The 25,469-nt window shown below is 69.4% G+C and carries 22 protein-coding genes; 20 read left to right on the top strand and 2 right to left on the bottom strand.

Annotated elements, in window-relative coordinates; all coding sequences use genetic code 11:
- Window positions 1–82: 82 nt before the first annotated feature.
- The 8 genes from GXW71_RS17665 (at window position 83) to GXW71_RS17630 (ending at window position 11,114) form a co-directional block, all read left to right on the top strand.
- Window positions 83–646 (top strand): cupin domain-containing protein, encoded by a 564-nt coding sequence (locus tag GXW71_RS17665; protein ID WP_211853871.1) that lies wholly within the window; start codon window positions 83–85, stop codon window positions 644–646.
- A gap of 6 nt (window positions 647–652) precedes the next feature.
- Complete coding sequence (locus tag GXW71_RS17660; protein WP_211853870.1) at window positions 653–1,636, top strand: tripartite tricarboxylate transporter substrate binding protein; 984 nt, start codon at window positions 653–655, stop codon at window positions 1,634–1,636.
- A 6-nt stretch (window positions 1,637–1,642) separates the two neighbouring features.
- On the top strand, window positions 1,643–3,979 hold the full coding sequence (locus GXW71_RS17655) for a xanthine dehydrogenase family protein molybdopterin-binding subunit (RefSeq protein WP_211853869.1): 2,337 nt from the start codon (window positions 1,643–1,645) through the stop codon (window positions 3,977–3,979).
- A complete protein-coding gene (locus GXW71_RS17650; RefSeq protein WP_211853868.1) occupies window positions 3,976–4,734 on the top strand; it encodes an SDR family NAD(P)-dependent oxidoreductase in 759 nt (252 codons plus the stop codon). Before GXW71_RS17655 ends, GXW71_RS17650 begins: the two co-directional genes overlap by 4 nt.
- A 59-nt stretch (window positions 4,735–4,793) precedes the next feature.
- Window positions 4,794–6,644, top strand: coding sequence for a monovalent cation:proton antiporter-2 (CPA2) family protein (locus GXW71_RS17645; protein WP_211853867.1), 1,851 nt, complete (start codon window positions 4,794–4,796; stop codon window positions 6,642–6,644).
- A 59-nt stretch (window positions 6,645–6,703) separates the two neighbouring features.
- The gene (locus GXW71_RS17640; RefSeq protein ID WP_211853866.1) at window positions 6,704–7,192 is read left to right on the top strand and encodes a hypothetical protein; all 489 of its coding nucleotides are present in this window, start codon (window positions 6,704–6,706) and stop codon (window positions 7,190–7,192) included.
- An 88-nt stretch (window positions 7,193–7,280) separates the two neighbouring features.
- The gene (locus GXW71_RS17635) at window positions 7,281–8,870 is read left to right on the top strand and encodes an ABC transporter substrate-binding protein (protein WP_211853865.1); all 1,590 of its coding nucleotides are present in this window, start codon (window positions 7,281–7,283) and stop codon (window positions 8,868–8,870) included.
- Window positions 8,871–8,873: 3 nt separating this feature from the next.
- Complete coding sequence (locus GXW71_RS17630) at window positions 8,874–11,114, top strand: N,N-dimethylformamidase beta subunit family domain-containing protein (RefSeq protein ID WP_211853864.1); 2,241 nt, start codon at window positions 8,874–8,876, stop codon at window positions 11,112–11,114.
- Here GXW71_RS17630 and GXW71_RS17625 read toward each other — a convergent pair.
- On the bottom strand, window positions 11,111–12,718 hold the full coding sequence (locus tag GXW71_RS17625) for an amidohydrolase (RefSeq protein ID WP_246526670.1): 1,608 nt from the start codon (window positions 12,716–12,718) through the stop codon (window positions 11,111–11,113). The genes GXW71_RS17630 and GXW71_RS17625 overlap by 4 nt on opposite strands.
- 125 nt (window positions 12,719–12,843) lie before the next feature.
- On the opposite strand from GXW71_RS17625, the gene GXW71_RS17620 reads away from it, so the two are divergent.
- Window positions 12,844–13,305, top strand: coding sequence for a hypothetical protein (locus GXW71_RS17620; RefSeq protein ID WP_211853862.1), 462 nt, complete (start codon window positions 12,844–12,846; stop codon window positions 13,303–13,305).
- 11 nt (window positions 13,306–13,316) lie between these two features.
- On the opposite strand, the gene GXW71_RS17615 is transcribed toward GXW71_RS17620, so the two are convergent.
- Window positions 13,317–14,639 carry an NAD(P)/FAD-dependent oxidoreductase gene (locus tag GXW71_RS17615; protein ID WP_211853861.1) on the bottom strand — a complete coding sequence of 441 codons (1,323 nt, stop codon included), beginning with the start codon at window positions 14,637–14,639 and terminating at the stop codon, window positions 13,317–13,319.
- Between the two features lie 110 nt (window positions 14,640–14,749).
- On the opposite strand from GXW71_RS17615, the gene GXW71_RS17610 reads away from it, so the two are divergent.
- From GXW71_RS17610 to phnE (GXW71_RS17560), 11 genes are all read left to right on the top strand, one after another.
- Window positions 14,750–15,871 (top strand): extracellular solute-binding protein, encoded by a 1,122-nt coding sequence (locus GXW71_RS17610; protein WP_211853860.1) that lies wholly within the window; start codon window positions 14,750–14,752, stop codon window positions 15,869–15,871.
- Window positions 15,872–15,953: 82 nt separating this feature from the next.
- Window positions 15,954–16,724 carry a class II aldolase/adducin family protein gene (locus GXW71_RS17605; RefSeq protein WP_211853859.1) on the top strand — a complete coding sequence of 257 codons (771 nt, stop codon included), beginning with the start codon at window positions 15,954–15,956 and terminating at the stop codon, window positions 16,722–16,724.
- A complete protein-coding gene (locus GXW71_RS17600) occupies window positions 16,721–17,818 on the top strand; it encodes an ABC transporter ATP-binding protein (protein WP_211853858.1) in 1,098 nt (365 codons plus the stop codon). The genes GXW71_RS17605 and GXW71_RS17600 overlap by 4 nt, the downstream gene beginning before the upstream one ends.
- Complete coding sequence (locus GXW71_RS17595) at window positions 17,811–18,740, top strand: ABC transporter permease (RefSeq protein WP_211853857.1); 930 nt, start codon at window positions 17,811–17,813, stop codon at window positions 18,738–18,740. The genes GXW71_RS17600 and GXW71_RS17595 overlap by 8 nt, the downstream gene beginning before the upstream one ends.
- A 223-nt stretch (window positions 18,741–18,963) precedes the next feature.
- Window positions 18,964–19,752, top strand: coding sequence for an ABC transporter permease (locus GXW71_RS17590; protein ID WP_211853856.1), 789 nt, complete (start codon window positions 18,964–18,966; stop codon window positions 19,750–19,752).
- 13 nt (window positions 19,753–19,765) lie between these two features.
- Complete coding sequence (locus GXW71_RS17585) at window positions 19,766–20,776, top strand: dimethylarginine dimethylaminohydrolase family protein (RefSeq protein ID WP_211853855.1); 1,011 nt, start codon at window positions 19,766–19,768, stop codon at window positions 20,774–20,776.
- Between the two features lie 169 nt (window positions 20,777–20,945).
- Complete coding sequence (locus tag GXW71_RS17580) at window positions 20,946–21,605, top strand: DUF1028 domain-containing protein (RefSeq protein ID WP_211853854.1); 660 nt, start codon at window positions 20,946–20,948, stop codon at window positions 21,603–21,605.
- Between the two features lie 86 nt (window positions 21,606–21,691).
- Window positions 21,692–22,471 (top strand): phosphonate ABC transporter ATP-binding protein, encoded by a 780-nt coding sequence (gene phnC / locus GXW71_RS17575; protein ID WP_211853853.1) that lies wholly within the window; start codon window positions 21,692–21,694, stop codon window positions 22,469–22,471.
- A 25-nt stretch (window positions 22,472–22,496) separates the two neighbouring features.
- Window positions 22,497–23,483 (top strand): phosphate/phosphite/phosphonate ABC transporter substrate-binding protein, encoded by a 987-nt coding sequence (gene phnD / locus GXW71_RS17570; RefSeq protein ID WP_211853852.1) that lies wholly within the window; start codon window positions 22,497–22,499, stop codon window positions 23,481–23,483.
- Window positions 23,480–24,388 (top strand): phosphonate ABC transporter, permease protein PhnE, encoded by a 909-nt coding sequence (gene phnE / locus GXW71_RS17565; RefSeq protein ID WP_367617324.1) that lies wholly within the window; start codon window positions 23,480–23,482, stop codon window positions 24,386–24,388. Before phnD ends, phnE (GXW71_RS17565) begins: the two co-directional genes overlap by 4 nt.
- Window positions 24,385–25,215 (top strand): phosphonate ABC transporter, permease protein PhnE, encoded by an 831-nt coding sequence (gene phnE / locus GXW71_RS17560; protein WP_211853851.1) that lies wholly within the window; start codon window positions 24,385–24,387, stop codon window positions 25,213–25,215. Before phnE (GXW71_RS17565) ends, phnE (GXW71_RS17560) begins: the two co-directional genes overlap by 4 nt.
- Window positions 25,216–25,469 lie beyond the last annotated feature (254 nt).

The raw sequence follows: 25,469 nt of genomic DNA, 5'->3' as shown, positions 1-25,469 counted from the left end.
ACTCTCGTTGCGTTGACAGTGCAGGCCCTGCTTGCCAGCCTATCGTCAACAATCCTGCGTACAACGAGAGGAAGCCGTCCCCATGCCCAACAGCAGCATCGATCCTGAAAACGTTTCCATTGCTGAAATGGAGCGCTTCGTCGCCCGCTTCGCCACGTTGCGCGGCTCAGAAGAAGCCTTCGTGGATTCAAACCTTCCCGGCGCCCGCCGCTTCAAGATCAACCTGGTCGGCATGGGCGTGGTCGAGCGCGAGGACCTGCCCGACCTGAAGCCGAACATCCCGTTGCCCGCGCATGGCTTCAACCTCGGCATGATCCAGGCCGAGCATGGCAACGGTGCCTCCCTCCACGCCCACACGACGGAGGAGGTGTTCATGCCGCTGATCGGCCCCTGGGCAGTGTTCTGGATGACGAAGGAGGGTGAGAAGGAGATCGTGCTGCAGCCCTTCGACTGCATCCATGTGCCGACCGGCGTCTATCGCGGCTTCCGCTATGTCGGCGAAGGCCGCGGCACGCTGCTGACCCTGATCGGCGGCCCCGATGCCGGCAAGGTCACCTGGGAGCCGGGCGTGCTGGAGAAGGCGGCCGCGATCGGCGTCTCCCGCGGTGCCGACGGGCAGGTGCACGGCCTGGCCAAGGCCGGCTGACCGGCCATGACGCGCAATATCACACGCCGTGCGGCACTGGCATTGCCCATGCTCGCCGCCGCGCGCGGCACCCTGGCCCAGCAGCCGTTCCCGAACCGGCCGGTCACCGTGATCGTGCCCTTCCCACCGGGCGGCGCTACCGATCTGGTGGCGCGACCGCTCGGCGCTGCCTTGCAGCGCGTCTGGAACCAAAGCGTGGTGCTGCAGAACCGCGGCGGCGCCGGCGGCAGCATCGGCATGGCAGCGGCCGCCATGGCGCGGCCCGATGGCTATACCGGCCTGATCGCGCATGTCGCCTATTCCTCGATCCCGGCGGCGGATGCGCTGTTCGGCCGGGCGCCGAGCTTCGATCGCGCGGCGCTGGCACCGGTTTCCCTGCTGACCGCCGATCCGCAGGTCATGGTGGTGAAGGCCGATGCACCCTGGCGGAGTTGGCTCGATCTGGTCGCGGATGCGAAGCGGCGGCGGCCGGGTGACATCGCCTATGGCTCCTCCGGCCCCTACAGCGCCGTGCACCTGCCTTTCGAGATGCTCGCTCAAGCCGGTGAGTTCCAGCTCAATCACGTGCCCTATTCCGGCGGCGGGCCGGCGATCACCGCGGTGCTCGGCGGCCAGGTGGCGATGACCGCAAGCACGCCCTCCGTCGTCGCGCCCTATATCCGTTCCGGCGAGATGCGCGCCTTGGTGCAGACCGGCGCCCGCCGCGTGGCGCTGCTGCCCGATCTGCCAACCGCGATCGAACTCGGCTTCCGCGGTGTGGAGTTCTACCTTTGGGTCGGATTCTTCACCCAGGCGACGGTGGAGGCAGACATCCAGCGACGCCTCCGGGAGGGGATCTCGGCCGCGACACAGGAACCGGAGATGCGCCGCCAGCTCGAGACCACGGGCATGGAGATCGACCTGCGACAGGGCGACGCCTTCCAGGCCTTCCTGGATGCCGACCGGCAGCGCGTGGAAGCAGCCATTCAGCGCATCGGGAAGGTCGAGTAACGGCCGATGACGACCTGGCGCTTTGTCGGCAAGTCGCTGCCGCGCAGCGAGGACCGGCGGCTGCTCTCCGGCCTCGGCCGCTACACCGCCGATCTCGTGGCACCGGATGCTTGTCGGCTCTTTATCGTGCGGTCGCCGCATGCGGCAGCGCGCATCGCGGGCATCGATGCGGGCGTCGCGGCGGCGATGCCGGGCGTCAGGCTGGTGCTGACGCCGGATGATCCGGACCTCATGCGGCTCGGTGATTTCACCTCCCGTGTGTCGCGACTGACGCCGGATGGGACGCCGAACTTCGTGCCGTCCTACCGATCGCTTTCGGTCGGCGCGGCGCGCTTTGTGGGTGACGCGGTGGCTGCGATCGTGGCGGATACCCTCGCTCAAGCGAAGGATGCGGCGGAGGCGCTGGCGATCGATTGGCAACCGCTGCCTGCGGTCACCGATCTCCGCGCCGCTGTTGCCCCCGGCGCGCCGGAGGTCTGGGCAGAAGCGCCGGGCAATGTCTGCTTCCTGCATGACCAGGGCCCTGTAGCGGAGGTCGAGCACGCCATCGCCGGGGCACGGCATCGCGTCAGCATCACCTACCCGATCAGCCGCGTCATCGCGGCACCGATGGAGACGCGCGCAGCGCTCGCGCATTGGGACGCGGCGGAGGAGCGGTTCACGCTGACCGCCCCGCTGCAGAACCCTCATTTCATTCGCGAGGAATATGCGGAGCGCGTGCTCGGCATTCCCGGCCACCGGCTGCGGGTGATCGCCCCCGATGTCGGCGGCGCCTTCGGCCTGAAGGAATCGCCTTTCCCGGAATACGGCCTGGCGCTGATCGCGGCGCGGCGCATCTGGCGCGACGTGCTCTGGGTCGGTGAACGCAGCGAAAGCTTCATCGCCGACCACCATGCCCGCGACATGCATTCGAGCGTCACCCTCGCGCTCGACGAGGACGGCATTTTCCAGGCGCTGCGGATCGAAACGCTCGCCAATCTCGGCGCGTATCTCTCCTGGAATGGCGTGCATGTGCCGACCAACAACCTGGGCGGTCTCTCCGGCGTCTATCGTTGCCGGCGCATCCATGCTCGGGTCCGGGGCGTCTTTACCCATACGCCGCCGACCTCCCCCTATCGCGGGGCTGGCCGGCCGGAAGCGACCTATGCCATCGAACGCGCCATCGACCTGGCAGCGGTTCGGCTCGGCATCGACCGGGTTGAGCTGCGCCGGCGCAACCTGATCGCGCCGGAGCAGATGCCGTGGGCTACCGGCTTCGTCTTCACCTACGATTCCGGCGAGTTCGAGCGCAACATGGACGACGCGCTGGCGCTCGCCGACTGGCGCGGGGTCGAGGCGCGGCGTGCCGATGCGCAGGCGCGCGGCAAGCTGCTCGGCATTGGTGTCGCGAATGCGATCGAAATCGCCAACGGCCCGGTCACTGGTCCTTTTACCGAAAGTGCCGATGTCAGCTTCGACGCGACGGGCGCCGCGACCGTCACGCTCGGCGTGCATTCGCAAGGGCAGGGGCACCTGATCACCTTCGCGCAGATCGCCGCCGACCTGCTCAGCCTGGCGCCGGAGGAGATCCGGGTGCGCTTCGGTGACACCGAGCAGATCGAGCACGGCACCGGCACCTTTGGCTCCCGTTCCGTTGTCGCCGGTGGCGCGGCGCTGGCGCGCGCGGCGGAGGGGATCGTCGCGCGCGGCCGGCGTATCGCGGCGGTGGCGTTCGAATGCGCGGAGAATGATGTCGGCTTCGACGCGGACGGCTTCCACGTGATCGGCACTGATCGTCGGCTATCGACGCGGGACGTGGCGCGGCTGGCCTTCCGCCTGCCGCCCGGCGCCATAGGCGGCCTCGGCCTGTCCGAGAAGGCGATCGTCGCACCCGATGGCCCCAGCTTCCCGAACGGATGCCATGTCTGCGAGGTCGAGATCGATCCGGAAACCGGCCTCTGGGAGATCACGCGCTACACGGTCGTGGACGATGTGGGGCGGGTCATCAATCCGAAGCTGGTCAAGGGCCAGATCCATGGTGGCGTCGCGCAGGGCGTCGGCCAGATCCTGGGCGAGGCGATCCGCTATGACGCGGCCGGGCAGTGCCTCAGCGGCTCCTTCCTGGACTACCAGATGCCGCGCGCCGCCGATCTTCCTTTCATCGCCTGCAAGAGCAACGAGGTGCCGACCACCATGAATCCCCTGGGTGCGAAAGGCGCTGGCGAGGCCGGTACGGTCGGCGCGCTGGTCGTCGTCGTGAATGCGCTGGCCGACGCCTTGGCGCCGCTCGGTATCGACCATGTCGATATGCCGGCGACGCCGGAGCGCCTCTGGCGCGCCATCCGCCAGGCGCGCGTGGCATGAGCGGCACCGCTGCACGCCGCGTCGCGCTTGTCACCGGCGCCACGGAAGGCCTCGGCCAGGCCGTCGCCTTTGACCTGGCCCAGCATGGCTACGACATCGCCGTGACGGAGCTGTCGCCATCGCCGCTGGCGGCCACCATCGCCGGCATCGAAGCCGCCAGTGCCCGCGGCCTGGCGGTGGCGCTCGACCTGCGGGAGGAGCCCTCGATCGCGGCAGCGCTGGAAGCGACGGAAGCAGCGCTCGGCCCGATCGACCTGCTGGTGAACAATGCTGCCTTCACCCTGAACCGCCCGGCGACCGACTTTGCGTGGGGGGAATGGGACGCGGTGATGAACGTCAACCTGAAGGGGACCTATTTCCTCACCACGCACTACGCTCGCCGCTGCTTCGCGGCAGGGCGCCAGGGGGCGGTGGTGATGATGGCCTCCACGCATGGCCTGACCGGCCTCGCCGGGCGCTCGGTCTATGGCATCGCCAAGGGCGGCATCGTGCAGATGACGCGCATGCTGGCGATCGAATGGGCGGAACAGGGGCTGCGGGTGAATGCGGTGGCGCCCAGCACCATCATCACCCCGTCCCGCGCCGCCATGCTGGCCGACCCGGCACGGCGTGATGGCATGTTGGCCCGCATTCCGCAGCGGCGTTTCCCGCTGCCGGAGGAGGTGGCGGCGGCGGTGCGCTATCTTGGCAGCGCCGAGGCTGCCTCGGTGACCGGGCAGATTCTGGCGGTCGATGGCGGCCTGACCGCAGCCTGAAGGCTGCCCCCTTGCCGCCGCCCCTGTAGAACGGGGGCAGAATCGGGAAGGGTATGGCGATGGCGGCGGAATCGGCAGGATTGGGTCTGGGCCAGGCGGTGGCGCTGCTGGCGGCGGGGGTGGTGGCGGTGCCGCTGTTCCGCAAGGCGGGCCTCGGCTCCGTGCTCGGCTACCTCGCCGCGGGCCTGGCGATCGGCCCCTTCGGCATCGGCGTCGTCGACGATCCGGTCGCGATCCTGCATGTGGCCGAACTCGGCGTCGTGCTCTTCCTCTTCCTCATCGGGCTGGAGATGCGGCCATCGCGCCTCTGGGCGATGCGGGGCGCGATCTTCGGCCTCGGCGTCGTCCAGGTGCTGACCTGCGGCGCGCTGCTGTCGGGTGTGGCCTTGCTGGGCGGGTTGCCGCCGGCGGCTGCGATGATCGGCGCCATGGGCTTCGTGCTCTCCTCGACCGCCGTCATCATGCAGATGCTGGAGGAGCGGGGGGAGATCGCAACCCCTGGTGGCCAGCGCGCGGTCGCGGTGCTGCTGCTGGAGGACCTCGCCATCGTGCCGCTGCTGGCGCTGGTGGCCGTCCTCGCATCCCTCGCCGGTACCGCGACCGGGGAGCAGCGCCCCGCCTGGCTGGCGATCGGCCTCGGCCTCGGCTCCATCGCTCTGCTGGTCGCGGCCGGGCGCTGGCTGCTGAACCCGATGTTCCGCATCCTGGCGCAGAGCGGCGCGCGGGAAGTGATGACGGCGGCTGCCCTGCTGGTGGTGCTCGGCGCCGCGCTCTTCCTGCAATGGGGTGGGCTGTCGATGGCTATGGGTGCCTTCCTCGCCGGCGTGCTGCTCTCGGAATCGACCTTCCGCCATCAGCTCGAAGCCGATGTGGAACCCTTCCGCGGCATCCTGCTCGGGCTCTTCTTCCTGAGCGTCGGCATGTCGCTCGACCTCGCCGTCGTGGCCGCGGAATGGCGCCTGGTCGCGGCCGGCGTCATCGCCTTCATGCTGGTGAAGGCGATCGGCATCTACGGCGTCGCCCGCCTCTTCGGCGCGGATCATCGCGAGGCCTGGAAGCGCGCGGCGCTCTTCGCGCAGGGCGGCGAATTCGCCTTCGTGCTCTACACGGCGGCACTCACGGCGGGGATCTTCGATGCACGCACCGGTGCCGCCATGGCCGCGATCGTCATCCTCTCCATGGCGCTGACGCCGCTGCTGGCGATGGCCGCGGAGCGGATGCTGCCGCCGCCCGAAGCGGAATCGCTGGATGGGGTGGAAGCGCCGGTGAACCTCGCCGGGCGCGTCCTGATCATCGGCTTCGGGCGCTTCGCCCAGCTCGTGAGCCAGCCCCTGCTGCTGCGCGGCTGCGACGTCTCCCTGATCGACCCCGATGTGGAGATGATCCAGGCGGCCGGCCAGTTCGGCTTCAAGGTCTATTATGGCGACGGCACCAGGCTCGATGTGCTGCGCGCCTCGGGCGCCGAGACCGCGGAGGCGATCCTCGTCTGCGTCGACAAACCGGAGGTGACGGACCGCATCGTCGCACTCTGCAAATCCGAGTTTCCCCTGGCCAAGCTCTATGTCCGCGCCTTCGACCGCGGCCATGTGCTGCGCCTAGTGCAGGCTGGCGTCGACTACCAGATCCGGGAGACCCTGGAATCCGCCCTGGTGTTCAGCCGGGCGACGCTGGTCGGGCTCGGTGTCGAGGAGAGCGAGGCCGATGAGCTCGTCGCCGATGTGCGCCGCCGGGACGAGCAGCGGCTGGAGGAGCAGATCGTCGGCGGGATCACGGCCGGCCGGTCCTTCATCCGCGGCAATATGGAGACGCCGCAACCGACCCCGCTCGCCAGGCCGAGCCGCGAGGCGCGCCCGCTGAGCGTCGAGACCGCCGATCTGCTGGACCGCGCCGCGGCACGGGAAGGTGCTTGACGGCGCCTGCTGCGTTGCGGGATGGTCTTGCGCCATCGCAACGGAGCTGAAGCCGGACCATGTTCGTCGACCCCTTCACCTCGTTGCACACGGCGCTCAGCCTGATCGCGATCGTGGTCGGCATTCCCGTGATCGCCGATCTGGTCGCGGGCCGGGTGCGGGCCCTGCCGACCGCGCTGTTCCTGGTCACCGCCATCCTGACCAGCGTGACGGGCTACGGTTTCCCGTTCCACCGCCTGCTGCCCTCCCATATCGTCGGCGCCATCGCGCTCGTCGTGCTCGCGCTGGTGCTGATCGCACGCTACGGCTACCGCCTCGCTGGCGCCTGGCGCGGGGTCTATGCGATCGGCATGGTGATCAGCCATTACCTGCTGATCTTCGTCCTGATCGCGCAGCTCTTCGGGAAGGTGCCGGCGCTGAACGCCCTCGCTCCCACCCAGTCCGAGCCGCCCTTCGCCATCGCGCAGGGGATCGCGCTGCTGGTCTTCGTGGTGCTGGGCGTACTGGCCTCGCGGCGCTTCCGGCCCGCCATTCCCGCCGCGGCCTGATCGGCCCGGCGGCAGCCATCTTGTCACTGCGCTGCGCTGCGCGGCACAGTCCTCCGGCGGCGCGAAGATGCGCGGGAGGGGATGGCTCATGCAGCGACGCGACTTCCTGAAAGCTTCGGCCGCAGCAGGCGCCGGCATCCTGGGTGCACCGCACCTCGCGGCATCGCAGGGGCAGCGGGTGCTTCGCTTCGCGCCCCAGGCCGACCTCGCGATCCTCGACCCGATCACCACGACCGGCTTCGTCACGCGGAACCATGCCTTCCTGGTGTTCGACACCCTCTATGGCTGGGACGAGCAATACCGGGCGCAGCCGCAGATGGTGGAAGGTCATGCCGTCGAGGATGACGGGCGCACCTGGACGATGACGCTGCGCGAAGGGCTGCGCTTCCATGATGGGGAGCCGGTGCGGGCCCGCGATGTCGTCGCCAGCCTCAGGCGCTGGGGCCGCAGGGACCAGTTCGGGCTGGCCCTGATGGCCGTGGTGGAGGAGGTCACCGCCACATCCGACCGCGTCCTGCGCTGGCGGCTGAAGCAGCCCTTTCCGTTGCTGCCCGACGCGCTCGCGAAGGTGGGCGCGAATGTCGCCTTCATCATGCCGGAGCGGCTGGCGGATACGGATGCCGCGCAGCCGATCAGCGAGATGGTCGGCAGCGGGCCCTACCGCTTCGTGGCGCAGGAGCGGGTCGCGGGCTCGCGCAACGTCTATGCGCGCTTCGAAGGCTATGTGCCGCGCGCCCAGGGGGCAGCGAGCCTGCTCGCCGGCCCCAAGCTCGCGCATTTCGACCGGGTGGAATGGCTCACGATCCCCGATGCCAGCACCGCCGCGGCAGCCTTGCAGCGCGGGGAGATCGATTGGTGGGAACAACCGACCGTCGATCTGCTGCCCGTCCTGCGGCGCGGGCGCGGGCTGAAGATCGAGACCCTCGACCCGACCGGGGCTATCGGTATGCTGCGTTTCAACCACCTGCACCCGCCCTTCGACAATGTCGGCATCCGCCGAGCGGTGCTGGGGGCGGTGTCCCAGGCCGATGTGATGACCGCGGTCGCCGGCACCGACCGCGCCCTGTGGCAGGACGGCGTCGGCTTCTTCGCGCCGGGATCGATCATGGCCAGCGACGAGGGCATGCAGGCACTCACCGGGCCGCGTGACCTCGCCGCGTCCCGGCGCGCCCTGGAACAGGCGGGCTACAAGGGCGAGAAGGTCCTGCTAATGGCGCCGACCGATTTCCCCGCGATCAACGCGATGAGCGAGGTGGTGGGCGACGTGTTCCGCCGGCTCGGCTTGAATCTCGACTATGCGGCGATGGACTGGGGCAGCGCGCTGACGCGCCAGGCCAATCGCGAGCCGGTCGAGCGTGGCGGCTACAGCGCCTTCTGCACCTATACGGCGGGCATCAACCAGTTCAACCCGGCGGCGCATAACTTCATCCGCGGCAGCGGCCTGACCGCGACCTTCGGCTGGTCCACCAGCGCGCGGCTCGAGGAGTTGCGCAATGAATGGCTGCAATCCGGCGATGACGAGACGCGCCGCCGCATCGGGCGCGACATGCAGCGCCAGGCCTTCGCCGATGTCCCTTATGTGCCGCTCGGGCAGTTCTACCAACCGACCGCCTATCGCGAGGACCTGTCCGGTGTCCTGAAGGGCCTCGCGCTCTTCTGGAATGTCCGGCGGGGCTGAACCATGCTGCCCGTCACCGGCTATGCCGACCGCTGGAGCGTCCGCCAGGGCGAGACGATCCGCTTCATGATCAGCGTCGCGGGCGGCGGCGCCTACCGCGCCCGCGTCGCCCGCATCCTCTGCGGCGATCCGAATCCCGCGGGACCGGGTTACCGTGAGGTGCCGGTGCCCTGCGCTGCCGAGGGCGAGCATGCCGGAGTGGAGCAACCGATCCGGCTCGGCTCCTGCGTCGATGTGCCGGCGCTCGACCTCGGGGCAGGTGCTGCGCCAGTCGCGCTGCTGGCGACGATCTGGCCGACGCGCCCCGACGCGGGAGAGCAGGCGGTGCTGTCCTGGAGCGGGGGCGGCGTGACGCTGACCCTTGGCTTCGGCCCAGAGGGCGCCACCTGCCGCCTCGAAGCCGCGGGCCGCACGGTGTCGCTCACGGCGGAGACGCCGCTGACCGAACGCTGCTGGCACGACATCGCCTGCCGCATCGACCCGGCGCGCGGCATGCTCGAGCTGGCGCAGGCGCCGCGGCGGCCGCGTCTCGACCGCGAGGAGCGGGCGGAGCGTGCCGTCGCCATCCCGGCTGACAGCATGCCGGCCGGGCTCGGCGCCGCCACGATCGCCGCCCGCCGCCATGGCGGTCAGGTGGACCGGCACTTCGACGGCAAGATCGCGCGCCCGCGGATCCTGTGCAGCCAGGCCGGCCTTCTGTCCCTGCTCCACCTGCAGGCATCCGGTGCCGCTCCGGTGCCGGCCGAAACCGTCGCGGACTGGGATTTCAGCCTGGGCATCCCGACCGATACCGTGGCCGACATCGGCCCGGGGCGCTGGCATGGGCGCTGCGTGAACCTGCCAATGCGCGCCATGACCGGCCCGGGCTGGAGCGGCGCCGTCCATCGCTGGACCGAGTCGCCCCGCGAATACGACGCTATCCACTTCCATGCCGACGATATCGGTGATGCCGGCTGGACGCCGTCGCTGACGCTCGCGGTGCCGGAGGATTGGCCGAGCGGCGTCTATGCGCTGCACCTGGAGACGGATGCGGGCCGCGACAACATCGTCTTCTACGTCCGCGCTCGGGTACCGGGGCGCCAGGCGCGCGTCGCCTTCCTGGCCCCGACCTTCAGCTACACCATCTATGGCCAGTTTGTGCGGCCGGGGCGGCAGCGGGAGATCGCAGCCCGGGCCGCCGCCTGGGGTTCCCTGCCGCAGGCGCCGGACGGGCATCCGGAATACGGCCTGTCGACCTACAATTTCCATGCCGATGGCAGCGGCGTCGCCATGGCCAGCATGCGCCGCCCGATGATCGACAAGCGCGTCGGCCAGTTCCACCTGATGGACCCGGACCCCGCGGGCTCCGGCACTTACTGGATCGCCGCCGACAGCTACATCACGGATCTGCTGGACCGCCGCGGCATCGGCTTCGAGGTGATCACCGACCACGATGTCCACGCGGAAGGGGCGGCGCTGCTGTCACGCTACGACGTCGTGCTGACCGGGCAGCACCCCGAATACCACAGCGTCGAGACTCTGGACGCGATCGCCACCTATCTCGAAACCGGCGGACGCTTCGTCTATTTCGGCGGCAACGGCTTCTACTGGCGCGTGGCGCCGCATCCCGACGGTCCCTGGGCGCTCGAGGTCCGCCGCGCGGAAGGCGGCATCCGGCTTTGGGAAGCGCTGCCGGGCGAAAGCTATCACGCCTTCGACGGCAGCTATGGCGGCTTGTGGCGGCGGCTCGGGCGGCCGCCGCAGGCGCTGGTCGGCGTCGGCTTCAGCAGCCAGGGTGTCTACAAGGGTTTCCCCTATACCTTCGCCGACGCGGTTCTCGATCCCCGCGTCGCCTTCCTGCGAGAGGGGCTCGAGGGCGTCGCGGTGCCCGGCGGGGTCTTCGGCGAGCGTGGCCTCATGGGCGGCGGCGCGGCGGGGCATGAGCTGGACCGGGCCGATGTGACGCTCGGCACGCCGCGCCATGCCCTCGTCATCGCCAGCGCCGTCGTGGAGGACCCGAGCTACCAGCCGGTGAACGAGGAGCGGCGTGACCACACTTGGCCGGGCCCACGGGAGGAGATCATCCGCTCGGACCTGACCTTCTTCGAGACGCCGAATGAGGGCGCGGTCTTCTCGGTGGGCTCGATGAACTTCATCGGCGCCTTGCCGGTAGACGGCTACGCCAATCCGGTGGCGCGGCTGGTCGAGAATCTCGTGCGACGCTTCGCCGACCCGACGCCCTTTCCGCCGCCGGGGCGAGGCTAGGCGCTGAACGCCTCCCGCCCGCCGACATAGGTCGCGAGTGCCCGGGTCTCGCGGATGCTCTCGGCGTGTGCTGCCAGGATGTCGCGGTCGAGGATGACGAAATCGGCGAGCTTGCCGATCTCCAGCGTGCCCTTCTCCATCTCCTCCCGCTGCGCCCAGGCGCCGAGGCGGGTATAGGCGGTCAGCGCCTCGTAGGGCGTCACCGCCTCCCGCGCATCGAGGTCGGCGCCGCTGCCGCTGCGGCGGCCGACCATGGCGGCGAGTGCCGTGAAGGGGTTCACCCGGCAGACCGCGAAATCGGAATGGCCGGGGGCGGGGATGCCGGCATCGATCAGGCTGCGGTGCGGCCACATGTGCTGCATCGCCTCCTGCCCGCGATTGGCGACGTAGGCCTCGCCCAACTCGTCCATGAAGCCGGTCGCCGAGCTGTCGACGAAGCCGCCGGCCTTGAGCCGCGCCAGGATCGATGGCGTCACGTGGCAGCAATGCTCGACCCGCATCCGGTGATCGGTGACGGGATGCGCGGTCAGTGCCGCCTCCATGACATCGAGCGCGAAGTCGATGCCGCGGTCGCCGACACCTTCGATCATGACCTGCAGCCCGGCCTTGTGCGCGGCGGTCGCGCGCGCCGTCAGGTCGTCCTTGTCGTAGAGCAGCATGCCGGTGTTCGGCACTGGCTCACCGGGAACCGGCGTGCCGCGATAGGGCTCCCAATAGGCGGCGGTGCGGCCGGAGGTGGAGCAGTCCGGGCACCATTCCACGCCGATGAGCCGCAGCCATTCATCGCCGAAGCCGGACTGGATGCCGGCGCCGATCAGATGCGGGATCAGCGCTTCCTCTCGCCCGCTCGCGATGATGCCCATGCGCATGCGCCAGAGCCCCTCCCGCCGCATGCGCTGATAGGCACGGATCGCGACCGAGGGGCAGAGCGAATTGGCGACCGAGGTGATGCCGTGGGAGAGGCACTCGTCCTGCACCTTTTCCATGCCGGCGATGATGTCGGCCTCGGTGTCGGCGCCGTGGATCGCGCCCAGGAAGACATGCGCCGCAGTCTCCCGCACCAGGCCGGTGAAGCCGCCGGTGACAGGGTCGCGGTCGAAGCGGCCGAAGGGCGGGTCGGTGGCGCCCGGCCCGATGCCGCAGGCCGCGAAAGCGGCGGAATTGGCGAGGCCGAGATGCCCGTCGGTGCGCAGGATGAAGATCGGCCGGCCGCCGGAGGCCGCATCCAGCTCGACCAGCGTCGGATAGCCGCCGGAGGCGCGCTCGTTCAGCCGGTAGAAGCTGCCCCAGCGTCCCGGCGGCAGCGCCGCGCAGCGCGCGCGGATCGCGCTCAGCACCTCGTCCCGCGTCCGCACGTGGTCGGGCGAGAGCAGCACCCAGCCCTGCAGTCTGACCGCATAGGCATCCGGATGCGCGTGGCTGTCGACGATGCCGGGGATGACGCGCTGCCCTGCGGCATCGACCACGCGGGTGCCAGCGCCGGCGAGGTCGCGCATCGCGGCGTTGTCGCCCATCGCGACGATGCGGCCGCCCTGCACGGCGAGGGCCTGCTGCTCTGCGCCTGGTGCCGCCATGGTGGCGATGTGGGCGTTGAGCAGGATCATCTCGGGTGCTGACATCCTCTGGCCCTTCGCGATCACGAGGCGATCATCTCAGACCAGGCAGCACATGGCCATCGTCCACGGCGTGCTAGGAAGCGGATGGATATCGAATGGAGCCATCCTCTGCCATGATGCGACGCAGCGTACTTGCCATTGCCGGCATCGCCGCCGCCTGCTCGCTATCGTCAGCGAGGGCCGTCGCCTGCGCCGTCTCGCACGAGAACAACGTCGTGGCCCGCCAATATGATGCGATCATCATCGCGGTTATCGAGAGCGCCGAGGACGTCGGAGGGCCGGACTGCGTCGATCAACGCGGCTGCGTCGAGCACCCGGACTGGCGTCCATGGCGCGCGACGGCCCGGGCGGGCAGCGCCGTGGCCGGCCGCGCCGATGCCCCGAACTACAGCTTCGAGAGGATAGGGCCCTTCCATCCCTGCGCACATGCGGAGCCGGTGGCGCGGCCCGCCGCCGGGCAGGAGTGGGTTCTCTACCTACGGCGGCCCATGCAGGGCGCCGGCCTCGCGGTCGCCGCATCCTATCCGCTCGATATCGCGCAGCGCTTCGACCGCCGTTTCCAGCGCCGGCGATAGCCGCGCCGGCTTTACGCGGCCATCCGGTCGAGCCGGTCGCGCAGCCGGTACCATTCGCCGATCACCGGCAACACCAGCGACGGATCGCCGCGATAGAACGGGCGGGTCGGGAAATGCAGCCCGTCCAGCGCGAAGGCCTCGTTGGAGGCGCCGGCCATCTTCAGCGCCGCCTGATGGCCGAGCCAGGTCGCCATCGCGACGCCGCTGCCCTGGCAACCGGCCGCATAGTGGATGCCCTCCTGCACGCCGATATGCGGCAGGTAATCGAAGGTGAAGGCGACATTGCCGGTCCAGGCATGGGTGATCTTCACCGGCGCGAGTTCCGGGAAGCATTCCACCATCGCGGCGCGCAGCGCCGGCGCCGCCTGCTCCGCACTGACTGTCCGGAAGGAGGCGCGGCCGCCCCAGAGCACGCGCGTGCCGTCCGGCGAGGGGCGGAAGTAGTTCAGCACTCGCTTGGTGTCGGAGATCATGCGCCGCCCGGGGAAAAGCCGGTCGATGGTCTGTTCCGGCAATTCCTCAGTCGCGATGATGTAGGAGGCGAGCGGCACCAGCCGCCGGGCCAGCCAGGGCATGGCGGCGCCCTTCTCCTTGTCCAGGCTGTAGCCATTGGTCGCGACCAGCACCGCGCGGGCACGGATCTCGCCGCGATCGGTGACCAGGCGGAAGCCGTCACCCTCCCGCGCGATGCGCTGCACGCGCACGCCATCGACCAGGGCCGCCCCGGCGCGTTCGGCGGCGGCAGCCAGGCCGCGCGCGTATTTGCCCGGATGCAGGCTGCCGGAGGCCGCGGCCGTCATGCCGCCATGATAGAGATCGCTGCCCAGCGCCTCCCGCTGGCGCGCGCGCGGCAGCATGGCGGTGGGCAGGCCGGTGATCTCCGCGAGGAAGCCGGCCTTCGCCTCCAGCGCCGCGTAGTGCTTCGGCGTCCAGGCCGGCACGAAGCGGCCGCAGCGGACGTAGTCGCAGTCGATGCCCTCGCGCGCGATCGTCTCCTCGATGAAGGGGAAGCTGGCGGCGGCGGCATCGGCGATACGGCGCGCGCCTTCCCTGCCATGGGTCTGCTCCAGCGCGCCGGACGCCACCTTGAGCCCGCCGGAGACCATGCCGCCATTGCGTGACGATGCGCCCCAGCCGATGCGTTCCGCATCCAGCACGACCGGTGTGTGGCCCAGGCGGCGCAAGGTCAGCGCGGCGGAAAGCCCGGCATAGCCGCCGCCGACGATCGCGACATCGGCGGTGCCCGGCAGGTCATGTCCTCGCGCCGCCGGCTCGGCCGCTTCCCACCACCAGGGCCTGGATTGAAACCCCGCTGCGAAGATGGATCCCGCCAAGATCGTCCTCCTGCGCGATTTTGCCTTCACCTGCCGGGCGCGGCGCGCTTCAATCCGCTGCAGGGAAGGTTCACGCCTGCGGCACAAGCTGCAAGGGGGAGAGTGCGCTTATGCGCCAGACCGGGATTCAATCATTTCAAGAAGACTGCGTCGCGCTTGCGCAGGAGAAGCTGGCGCGCGGCGAGATCAGCCGCCGCGCGATGCTGCAGGCGCTGATGGCCCTTGGCGCCGCGCCGCTGCTCGCGCAGGAGGCCCGGGCGCAGGGCACGCGTGAGTTGGTGATGGTGAACTGGGGCGGCGTCGCCAACCAGGGCTTCGGTGACAATTACGGCGCCCCCTTCCTCGCCGAGAATCCGGGCTGGCGCGTCTCCCAGGACAGTACCGGGCCCTCGGCCGGCCGCATCCGCAGCATGGTCGAAAGCGGCCGCGTGACCTGGGATCTCTGCGACAGCTCCGCGACCTCGGCGATCCTGCTCGGGCGACAGAACCTGTTGGAGCGCGTCGACTACAGCGTCGTGAAGCGGGATGACGTGATCGCCCCGGTCTTCACCATGGACCATGGCGCGGCGCCCTATTCCTTCAGCTCCGTCCTTGTCTATGACAGCAGCAAGTTCCCGACGCCGCCGCAGAACTGGGCGGATTTCTGGGACCTGCGCCGCTTTCCCGGCACCCGCCTGCTGCGGCGGGATGCGACCGCCTCGCTCGACGCCGCGCAGATGTCGCTCGGCAAGGAGATCACGAATCTCTACCCGCTTGACGTCCGCGCCAGTCTGCGCCGCGTCGCGGAGCTGCGCCGCAACTGCGTCTATTGGACCAATGGCAGCGAGAGCGAGCAGTATCTCCGCACCGGCGAGGCGGTGATGGGCATGATCTGGCACACCCGCGCCAAGGTGCTGGAGCAGGAGAGCAACGGCCGCCTCAAGTTCATCTGGAACCAGGCGCTGCTGCAGCCCGGCATCTTCGTGATCCCGCGCGGCAATCCCGGCGGCGCCATGGTGCAGCGGCTGCTCGCCAGCATGCTGGGCAAGCCGGAGCCGCAGGTAAAGCTGCTGGAATTCCTCGGCAACGGTCCCACCAACCCGCGTGCCGCGGCCTTGGTGCCGGAGGCGCTGAAGCGCTTCAACCCGACCGACCCCGCCAATGCGCGGGTCCAGGTGCCGATGGACGGCGTCTGGTGGGGCGAGAACTACCAGAGCGTCAACGCCGACTACATCGACACCATCACCGGCTGACGCGATGCCCGTTCGGGTGATCGCACCCGAACGGGATCTGCTCTGGACCGCGCGGAGGATATCCGCGCGTGGAGGATATGACATGGCCCTGCCGCCCCCGCCGCAACGCCCGGACCCGGATCGCATCCCGACCGAGCAGGAGCTGCGCGAGGATCTCGCCGCCGCCTACCGGCTGATCGCCCTATTCGGCATGACCGACCTGGTCTTCACCCATCTCTCGCTGCGGCTGCCGGGCGAGGACCATCGTTTCCTGGTCAATCCCTACGGCATGCTGTTCGAGGAGATCACCGCCTCCTCTCTCGTCATCGTGGACGCCGAGGGGGAACCGCTGCAGGAGACCACCTGGCCGGTGAATCCGGCGGGCTTCGTCATCCATTCCGCCGTGCATCGCGGGCAGCCAAACGCGGCCTGCGTGATGCACACCCATACGCTCGCCGGCATGGCGGTCGCGGCGCAGAAGGGCGGGCTGCTGCCGCTCAACCAGATGTCCATGGAATTCGATGGCCGTGTGGTGACGCATGACTACGAAGGCGTCGCCGCCGACGACAACCTGTCGGAGCGGGAGCGGCTGGTGCGCGACCTCGGCGACGCCCCCTGCATGATCCTGAAGCATCACGGGCTGCTGACGGTCGGCCGCACCGTCGCGGAGGCCTTCTACTGGATGTACTATCTGGAGCAGGCCTGCCGCATCCAGATCGCCGCGCAATCCTCCGGCGCCCCGCTCGACCTGCCGCCACCTGCGGTGGTCGCGCGCACCCGCGTGCAGTTCGACACCGGGGCGACCAAGGGCTGGCTGCCCTGGCAGGCGCTGCGCCGCAAGCTCGACCGCGAGCAGCCGGGCTACCGCGCGTGAACGGTGCGGTTCCGGGCCATGCCCTGACGCTGGAGCGGCTGACCAAGCGCTATGGCGGCTTCACCGCGGTCGTGGATGCTTCCCTGACGGTGGAGCAGGGTCAGTTCCTGACCCTGCTCGGCCCTTCGGGCAGCGGCAAGACGACGATCCTGATGATGATCGCGGGCTTCGTGGCGCCGAGTGAAGGGCGCATCCTGCTCGATGGGCGCGACATCACCGTGCTGCCGCCGGAGAAGCGCGAATTCGGCATGGTCTTCCAGGGCTATGCGCTGTTCCCACACATGACGGTCGCCGAGAATATCGCCTTCCCGCTCAGGGTGCGCGGCCTGGCGCGGGCCGATCGCGACGCCAGGGTGCGCGCCACGCTCGACCTCGTGCAGCTCACGCAATTCGCGGAACGGCGCCCGACGCAGCTCTCGGGTGGCCAGCAGCAGCGCGTGGCGCTGGCCCGCGCGCTGGTCTTCGACCCGGCGTTGCTGCTGCTGGACGAGCCGCTCTCCGCCCTCGACAAGAAGCTGCGCGCCGAGTTGCAGGAGGAGCTGAAGACCCTGCACCGGCGCATCGGCCGCACCTTCGTCAATGTGACCCATGACCAGGAGGAGGCGATGTCGCTCTCCGACCGGGTCGCCATCCTGAACCACGGCAAGCTGGTGCAGATGGGCGGGCCGGTCGAACTCTATGAGCGGCCGCGCACCCGCTTCGTGGCCGACTTCCTCGGCAAGTCGAACATGATCTCGGCGCGGGTCGCCGAGGCGCGCCAGGGTGGCGCCGTGCTCACCGCGGGCGGCACGCGGCTGGTGCAGGCGATGGACGGCGCGCGCGCCGGCGAGGCCGTGCTGCTCTCGCTCCGCCCCGAGCGCATTACCGTGCTCACCGCCGGCGAGACGGCGGAGAATGTCGTGGATGGGCGGATCGCCTCCGCTGCCTTCCTCGGCGCAGGGCATTCGGTGACCGTGGAGACCGCCGATCTCGGCCGGCTCCGGGTCACCATACCCACCTGGCAGGCATCGGTGGCGCCGGAGGAAGGGGTGCCGCTCCGTCTCGGCTGGTCCGCCGACGCCGCCGCCCCGGTCGCGGATGACGAAGATGCGTGAGCGCGTCCGATCGCCGGAGGGCGGAGGTGGCGAAGCCACCGAGCACCGGAGGCGTGAATCGGCCGCGCCATCTTCCAAGGCCGCGCGCGCCTCCGGCAACGCCGGCTGGTGGATGCTGATCCTGCCTGCTTTCCTGTTGATGACCGGCTTCTACATCGCGCCGATCCTGCAGGTGCTGGCGATCTCGGTGACCGAGCCCACAGTCGGCCTCGACAATTATGAGCGGCTGCTGACCAATGCCGGCGTGCAGCGGGCGATCGTCACGACGCTGCGCATCGGGATCATCACCACCGCGATCGCGCTCTTCCTCGGCTATGCGTTGTCATACGTGATCGCGCTGGCCTCGCCGCGCGCGCAGCGCTGGTGGCTGCTCGGCGTCCTGGTGCCGCTCTGGATCAGCGTGCTGGTGCGGGCCTTCGCCTGGGTGACCCTGCTGCGCCGGCAGGGGCTGGTGAATGAAGGGCTGCGTTCGCTGGGTGCGATCGACGCGCCGCTCGAGCTGGTATGGAACGAGTTCGGCATCGTCGTCGGCATGGTGCATTACATGGTGCCCTATGCCGTGCTGCCGATGCTGGCCTCGATGCGGGAGATCGACCCGCGCCTGCTGGCCGCGGCGCGCGGCTTGGGCGCCTCCCGCTTCACCGCCTTCAGCCGCATCTTCCTGCCGCTCTCGACGCCTGGGCTGATCGCGGCCGGGGTGCTGGTCTTCATCTTCTCGCTCGGCTTCTACATCACGCCGGCGATCCTCGGCGGCGGCAAGACGCTGATGGCGGCGGAGTGGATCAAGATCCAGATCCTCGACATCGTGCGCTGGGGCATGGGCACCATGCTGGCGACCGTGCTGGTGGTGGCGATCCTGGTGACGCTCGCGATCTTCTCACGCGTCGTGAATCTGAAGCGCGTGTTCGGGGCAGGGGCGTGATGCCGTCCGATGATTGGAGCGCACTGGTGCGCGGAAATCTGAATCGGCCGGCTCCGGCCCGGAGGGCCGGCACGACTGTGTCCGATGATTGGAGCGCACTGGTGCGCGGAAATCTGAATCGGCCGGCTCCGGCCCGGAGGGCCGGCACGACTGTATCCGATGATTGGAGCGCACTGGTGCGCGGAAATCTGAATCGGCCGGCGCGGCCCGAAGGGCCGACGCCATGACCGGCGGGTATGGGCCTGGTCCCTTCGCACGATCGCTCGCCTGGGCGACGGTGCTGTACCTCGTGCTGCCGATCACCATCGTGATCCCGGTCTCCTTCACCGACCAGCGCTTCCTTTCGCTCCCGCAGGAGACGCTCAGCCTCCGCCACTATGCCAACCTCTTCGGCTCCGAGGCCTGGCTCTCGGCGATCGGGCAGAGTGCGATGATCGCGGTCGCCTCCACCCTGCTCGCGGTGGTGGCGGGAACACTCTGCGCCATCGGCTGCTGGCGCATCGGGCGGCGCAGCACGGAGCTGCTGCGGGCGCTGATGCTGCTGCCGCTGATCATTCCCTCCATCGTCTACGCGATCGGGCTCTACCGCTATTTCGGACCGCTCGGGCTGTTAGACCGTTTCCTTGGCGCCACCATCGCGCATGGCGTCACCGGCATCCCCTATGTGGTGATCACGGTCTCCGCAGCACTCGCCGCCTTCGATCCGCGGCTGGAACAGGCGGCGCGCGGCATGGGCGCCTCGCTCTCGCAGACGCTGCGCTGGGTGATCCTGCCGCGCATCATGCCGGGGATCGCCTCCGGTGCGATCTTCGCCTTCATTCATTCCTGGGATGAGCTGGTGATCGTGCTCTTCATCGCCAGCCGCCAGGTCTTTACCCTGCCGCGCAAGATCTGGGACGGGATCAACGAGAATCTCGATCCCACGATGGCGGCGGTCGCTGTGCTCTTGATACTCTTCACCGTACTGCTGCTGTTCCTCGACGGCGCATTTAGAAGGCGCCGCGAATCCTAGGAGGAAACGAACCATGGCCAAAGCCATGAGCGAGTTCGACCATCGCTACAACATGCTGATCGAACGCTTCGCCTCGGAGCCCGAGCCGGCTTTCGAGACGGAGGAGCAGCAGCGCTTCATCTGGGGCCGCGCCTGGGGCTGCAACAGCGATGTCGGCCGGTTGCGGGTGGTGCTGATGCACCGGCCCGGCGAGGAGCAGCAGATCCTGAAAGACCTGCCGCTGATCCCGGAGCTCGGCGCCTATGGCGACCCGAAGACCGGCGCCTATTGGCGGGGCGAGGTGATCCCGAGCCTTGCCGAGCAGCAGGCCCAGCATGATGCGCTGGCCGGCGCGCTGCGGGACGAGGGCGTCGAGGTCGTCTATCTCAGACGCGCGGCGCCCGGCCGGCACAAATCGGTCTACACCCGGGATTCCTGCATCGGCGTGAAGGGCGGCATGGTCGTCACCCGCATGGGCCCGCGCATCCGCCGCGGCGAGGAGGCACCGGTGACGGAGACGCTGGCCGCACTCGGCGCGCCGATCCTGCGCACCATCCATGGCAGCGGGCTGATGGAAGGCGGCAGCTTCGCCTATATCCGGCCCGACGTCGCCGTTGTCGGCGTCTCTTCCCGCGTCAACGAGGAAGGCGCGCGTCAGTTGGAGGAGGTGCTGGCGGTGCAGGGCACGCGGCTGATCCGCGTGCAGATCCCGGGCTATCGCCTGCATATCGACGGCGGCTTCGTCATGGTCCATCGCGACGTCGCCATCGTGAATCCGGCGACGCTGCCCTTCGTCTTCATGGAGGAGCTGAAGCGCCTCGGCATCCGGATGGTCCCGGTGAATCATGAGGATCCGTCCTGGGCGGTGAACTGCCTCGCCGTCGCGCCCGGCCGCGTGCTGATGAGCGACAAGGTCAGTCCCCGCACGCAGGAGGCACTGGACAAAGCCGGCGTTACGGTGCGGCTGGTGCCCTATGACAAGGTGTGCCTCGGCGGCGGCGGCATCCATTGCTCGACCAGCCCGCTCATACGGGACCCGGAATGAGAGCCCGATTGAGAATGGCTGCGGGTCGGCCCGGCTGGTCTTTTCCGCCCCCGGCACGCCGGCCTCCTCGCCGATGCAACCAGCATCGGCTGCGTCTTCCGCCGTACCAGGGACGAAAAATCCCTCGCCGGCTCCTCCTCCGCACCATTCTCAAACGGGCTCTGACACCATGACCTTCTCCCTGATCGGCCGCTGCGCGAAGACCGGCGCCTTCGGCGCCGCCGTCACCACCTCCTCCATTGCCGTCGGCAGCCGGGTGCCTTTCTGCGCACCTGGCATCGGTGCGGTGCTGACCCAGCACCGCACCGACCCGCGGCTCGGGCCGCGCGGCATCGCCCTGCTGCGCTCCGGTTGCACGGCGGCGGAAACGGTGGCTGCCCTCGCCGCCTCCACCCCGCATCACCGTTGGCGCCAGCTTGCAGCGATCGACGCGGCCGGCCGCACCGCGCATTTCCACGGCGCCGCGGTGAAGCCCTTCCACAACGACGCCCATGGCAAGGACGTGGTCGCGATCGGCAATATCCTGGCCAATGACTTGGTGCCGCGCGCGATGGCCGATGCCTTCCTCGCCGCGCTCGACGAACCGCTCGCCGAACGCCTGCTGCGCGGCCTCGAAGCTGGGGAAGCCGCGGGCGGCGAGCATGGAGAGGTGCGCTCGGCCGTGCTCATCGTGGTGGAGCAGGAGATCTTCCCTCTGGTCGACCTGCGAGTCGACTGGGCGGACGCACCGATTCCCGCATTGCGTGCACTCTGGGACCGCTATCGCCCGGAGATGCGTGAGTATGTTGTGCGTGCCACCGATCCGGAGGCGGCCAAACCGGTCGCCTAGGGCGACGAAACATCAACGTCCTTGATCCGTCATCCCACTGTCACGGACCGAGGTCTAATCGCTGCGCTGCAAAGAGAGGCGCAGGGATGCTGGAACTGCAGGGCCTGACGCGGCGCTTCGGCGCCCGGACGGCGGTGGATGGCGTGTCGCTGGTCGTCCCCGCCGGGCAGATGGTGGGGGTGATCGGCCGCTCGGGTGCCGGCAAATCCACGCTGCTGCGCATGCTGAACCGCCTGACCGAGCCGAGCGAGGGGCGCATCCTGGCCGCCGGCCGCGACGTCACCACCATGCGCGGCCATGCGCTGCGCGGATGGCGCGCCGAATGCGCCATGATCTTCCAGCAGTTCAACCTGGTGCAGCGCCTCGACGTGCTGACCAATGTCCTGATCGGCCGCCTCTATCACCGCGGCACCGTCTCCTCCCTGCTGAAGCGCTTTTCGGCCGAGGAGCGGGCGGAGGCATTGACGACACTCGACCGCTTCGACCTGGCCGAGGCCGCGTTGCAGCGCGCCGATACCCTCTCCGGCGGGCAGCAGCAGCGGGTCGCGATCGCCCGCGCCCTGATGCAGCGCCCGCGCCTGATCCTCGCGGACGAGCCGGTCGCGAGCCTCGACCCGCGCAACGCGACGGTCGTCATGGACGCGCTCGCCCGGGTGAACCGGGAGGACGGGCTGACCGTCATGGTCAACCTGCATCACCTCGACATCGCGCGCCGCTATTGCGGCCGCATCATCGGCATGTCGCAGGGCCGCGTCGTCTTCGACGGCACGCCTGCCGAGCTCACCTCCGACCGCGTGCGCACCCTTTATGGCGTCGCGGAGGAGGAATTCCACGAGAGCGCGGACGAACCCGCCCTGGTTGCCTGAAGTTCCCCTGACAGGAGACATCGTCATGCTGACCCGTCGTCACTTCGCGGCGCTCGCCGCCGGCGCTGCGCTGCTGCCCGCCGCCGCCATCGCCCAGCGCCGCACCCTCGACGCCGCCACCGCGATGCCGCCCGCCGGCGACCGCGCCTGGAAGGCGCAGATCCCGCAGCTTCGCATCGGCCTGCTGGGCGGCGAGAATGAGAGCGACCGTCTCGGCCGCTTCGGCGCCTATCGCCAGCTCCTCGAAGACACCTTCAAGGTGCCGGTGCGCCTGTTCCCGGCCAGCGACTATGCCGGCGTGCTGCAGGCCTTCAGCGCTGCGCAAATCGAGATGTCCTCGCTCGGCGCCTCCGGCTATGCCGGCGCCTGGCTCGACACCAATGGCGGCATCGAGCCGCTGGTGGTGCCGGAGGAGAATGACGGCTCCATCGCCTACGTCTCTGTCATGGTGACCCGCACTGACAGCGGCATCACCAACCTGGAGCAGATGCGCGGCAAGACCCTCGCCTGGGCCGACCCGAACTCAACCTCCGGCTACCTGATCCCGCGCTTCGCACTGCGCCGCGCCGGCATCAATCCGGAGAGCGGCCCCTACTTCTCCCGCACCGGCTTCGCCGGTGGGCATGAGCAGGCGGTGGTCGCGGTGCTGCAGCGCCAGTACGACGCGGCTGTGACCTGGGCCTCGGGCCAGGGCGATGTCGCGCAGGGCTATTCGCGCGGCAACCTGCGCGCGATGGTCGAGAAAGGCATGCTCAACATGAGCGACATCCGCATCCTCTGGACCTCCGACCCGATCCCGAACGGCCCGCTCGCGGTGCGCACGGCCCTGCCGGCGTCCTTCAAGGAGGACATGAAGCTCTTCCACCTGGCGCTGCCGAAGACCCATCCGGAGATCTACCAGCAGGTCGAGCGCGGCGGCGGCACCGGCTACCGTGAGGCGACCCACGCGATGTTCCAGATGATCGTCGACCTCCGCCGCGAGGAAGCCACCGAGCGCCGTCGCCGCTCGTGAGCGTAACGGGCGCCGACACCGCCGCCTGGCGCAGCGCGCGCCCGGCGGTCATCCGTGGCGAGGAGGCGTTCCACGCCGCCCGCCGCAGCCGCCGCAGGGCGACGCTTTTCGCCATGGCGGTGCTGGCGCTCTGCCTGCTGGTCTCGGCCTGGATGAGCGAGGCGCATCCCGTGCGCCTCGCCGAAGGCTTGCCGCGCATCGGCGAGTATTTCGCCCGCATCCTGCCGACGCTGCACTGGAGCACGCTGTTCGCGGGGACCGAGACCGAAGGCAGCCTCGCCTTCTGGTTCTACCGCATCGATGATTGGCTGCTGCTGCTGGCGGAAACCGCCAATATGGCCGCGGTCGCGACCCTCGGCGGCATCGTCGCGGCGCTGCCGCTCGCGTTCCTGGCCGCGCGCAACACCGCGCCGACGCCCTGGACCGCGACGCTTGCGCGCCGCTTCCTGGAAGCGCTGCGCACGGTGCCGAGCGTCGTCTATGCGCTGATCTTCGTCTGGGCCTTCGGCGTCGGCGCGCTGGCCGGCGTGCTGGCGATCGCGCTGCACACCACCGGCGCCCTTGGCAAGCTCTTCGCCGAAGCGATCGAGAACGGCGATCACCGCCCCTGGGACGGCATGGTCGCGGCCGGCGCCAATTGGATGGAATGCTGCCGCTTCGGCGCGCTGCCGCAGGCGCTGCCCTCCATCCTCTCCTATTCGCTGCTCCGCTTCGAGGAGAACCTGCGTTCGGCCAGCGTCATCGGTTTCGTCGGCGCCGGCGGCATCGGTGAGGAACTCTACAAGGTGATCTCCTTCAACTACTATGAGGAGATCAGCGCGATCATCGTGCTGATCATGCTGGCCGTGATGGCGATCGATCTCACCTCCGAGCAGATCCGTCATCGCCTGGCGGGTGCGCTATGAGCGCCACCATCGATCCCAACATCTGGCGCGCCCGGCTGCCGCGTGCCTTCGCGCCTTCCCCGCTCGGCCGTGCGCTGCGCATTCTGGGTGCCGCGGTCTTCTTCACCTGGTTCGGCTTCTCGCTCTGGTGGTTGGACGTCACGCCGCAGCGGATCTGGAACGGGCTGTCCGGCCTCGGCGTGATCCTGCGGCTGATGATCCCGCCTGCGCCGGGCGAGCTCTGGCTCGATATCTTGCAGGGTATGGCGGAAAGCGTCGCCATGGCCTTCCTCGGCACCTTCGCCGCCGCGCTGGTCGCGGTGCCGCTCGGCTTCATGGGCGCCAGCAACGTCGTGACCGCGACGCTGCTGCGCTTCTCGATCCGCCGCGTCTTCGACGGCATGCGCGGCGTCGACCAGCTCATCTGGGCGCTGGCCTATGTGCGTGCCGTCGGCCTCGGCCCGCTCGCCGGGGTGCTGGCGATCTTCACCGCCGACATCGCCGTTCTCGCCAAGCTCTACGCCGAGGCGATCGAGACCGCCGAGCGCCGCCAGGTCGAAGGTGTCACCGCCGCGGGCGGCAGCCGCCTTGCCGCGTTGCGCTTCGGCGTGCTGCCCCAGGTGCTGCCGCTGATGCTCGCCCAGGCGCTCTATTTCTTCGAGAGCAACACCCGCTCCGCCACCATCCTCGGCGTGGTCGGCGCCGGCGGCATTGGGCTGCAGATCTCCGAACGCATCCGGGTGCGCCACTGGGACGAAGTCGCCTTCATCATCATCGTGATGATCGTGACCGTCGCCGTCATCGACCGCGTGAGCGCAGCCCTGCGGCAGCGCCTGATCGGGCGGTGACCCGGGGAGGGCGCTGCCCTCCCCGGACCCCACCCGGCAGGAGCCTAGGGCCCCTGCACCCCGATCACTTTTGGAGCCCTGATTGCCAAGGGGAGGCAGGGCACCAAGTGAAGCAGGTCCAGGAGGATCTATCCTCCTGGTGGGGTGGGTTCGGGAGGGGCAAAGCCCCTGTCTAGCCGGGGACATCACTGACAGTTTGGACCGGAGACATGGCTGACAGTCTCCTTGTTTTGTTCCTGCCGTTTGCGGCGGCC

The organism is Plastoroseomonas hellenica (assembly GCF_018129085.1).
GTDB lineage: Bacteria > Pseudomonadota > Alphaproteobacteria > Acetobacterales > Acetobacteraceae > Plastoroseomonas > Plastoroseomonas hellenica.
Note: the sequence above shows the minus strand (reverse complement) of the source record. Positions and strands in the feature narration are given on the sequence as shown.

What these genes read in the sequence shown, in the direction of transcription:
- GXW71_RS17645 (WP_211853867.1), top strand. Translation starts at nt 4,794, where the DNA reads ATGGCGGCGGAATCGGCAGGATTGGGTCTGGGCCAGGCGGTGGCGCTG.
- GXW71_RS17635 (WP_211853865.1), top strand. Translation starts at nt 7,281, where the DNA reads ATGCAGCGACGCGACTTCCTGAAAGCTTCGGCCGCAGCAGGCGCCGGC.
- GXW71_RS17625 (WP_246526670.1), bottom strand. Translation starts at nt 12,718, where the DNA reads ATGATCCTGCTCAACGCCCACATCGCCACCATGGCGGCACCAGGCGCA.
- GXW71_RS17655 (WP_211853869.1), top strand. Translation starts at nt 1,643, where the DNA reads ATGACGACCTGGCGCTTTGTCGGCAAGTCGCTGCCGCGCAGCGAGGAC.
- GXW71_RS17630 (WP_211853864.1), top strand. Translation starts at nt 8,874, where the DNA reads ATGCTGCCCGTCACCGGCTATGCCGACCGCTGGAGCGTCCGCCAGGGC.
- phnE (WP_211853851.1), top strand. Translation starts at nt 24,385, where the DNA reads ATGAGCGCCACCATCGATCCCAACATCTGGCGCGCCCGGCTGCCGCGT.
- GXW71_RS17585 (WP_211853855.1), top strand. Translation starts at nt 19,766, where the DNA reads ATGGCCAAAGCCATGAGCGAGTTCGACCATCGCTACAACATGCTGATC.
- GXW71_RS17580 (WP_211853854.1), top strand. Translation starts at nt 20,946, where the DNA reads ATGACCTTCTCCCTGATCGGCCGCTGCGCGAAGACCGGCGCCTTCGGC.
- GXW71_RS17660 (WP_211853870.1), top strand. Translation starts at nt 653, where the DNA reads ATGACGCGCAATATCACACGCCGTGCGGCACTGGCATTGCCCATGCTC.
- GXW71_RS17590 (WP_211853856.1), top strand. Translation starts at nt 18,964, where the DNA reads ATGACCGGCGGGTATGGGCCTGGTCCCTTCGCACGATCGCTCGCCTGG.
- GXW71_RS17595 (WP_211853857.1), top strand. Translation starts at nt 17,811, where the DNA reads ATGCGTGAGCGCGTCCGATCGCCGGAGGGCGGAGGTGGCGAAGCCACC.
- GXW71_RS17605 (WP_211853859.1), top strand. Translation starts at nt 15,954, where the DNA reads ATGGCCCTGCCGCCCCCGCCGCAACGCCCGGACCCGGATCGCATCCCG.
- GXW71_RS17665 (WP_211853871.1), top strand. Translation starts at nt 83, where the DNA reads ATGCCCAACAGCAGCATCGATCCTGAAAACGTTTCCATTGCTGAAATG.
- GXW71_RS17620 (WP_211853862.1), top strand. Translation starts at nt 12,844, where the DNA reads ATGATGCGACGCAGCGTACTTGCCATTGCCGGCATCGCCGCCGCCTGC.
- phnC (WP_211853853.1), top strand. Translation starts at nt 21,692, where the DNA reads ATGCTGGAACTGCAGGGCCTGACGCGGCGCTTCGGCGCCCGGACGGCG.
- GXW71_RS17610 (WP_211853860.1), top strand. Translation starts at nt 14,750, where the DNA reads ATGCGCCAGACCGGGATTCAATCATTTCAAGAAGACTGCGTCGCGCTT.
- GXW71_RS17640 (WP_211853866.1), top strand. Translation starts at nt 6,704, where the DNA reads ATGTTCGTCGACCCCTTCACCTCGTTGCACACGGCGCTCAGCCTGATC.
- phnD (WP_211853852.1), top strand. Translation starts at nt 22,497, where the DNA reads ATGCTGACCCGTCGTCACTTCGCGGCGCTCGCCGCCGGCGCTGCGCTG.
- GXW71_RS17650 (WP_211853868.1), top strand. Translation starts at nt 3,976, where the DNA reads ATGAGCGGCACCGCTGCACGCCGCGTCGCGCTTGTCACCGGCGCCACG.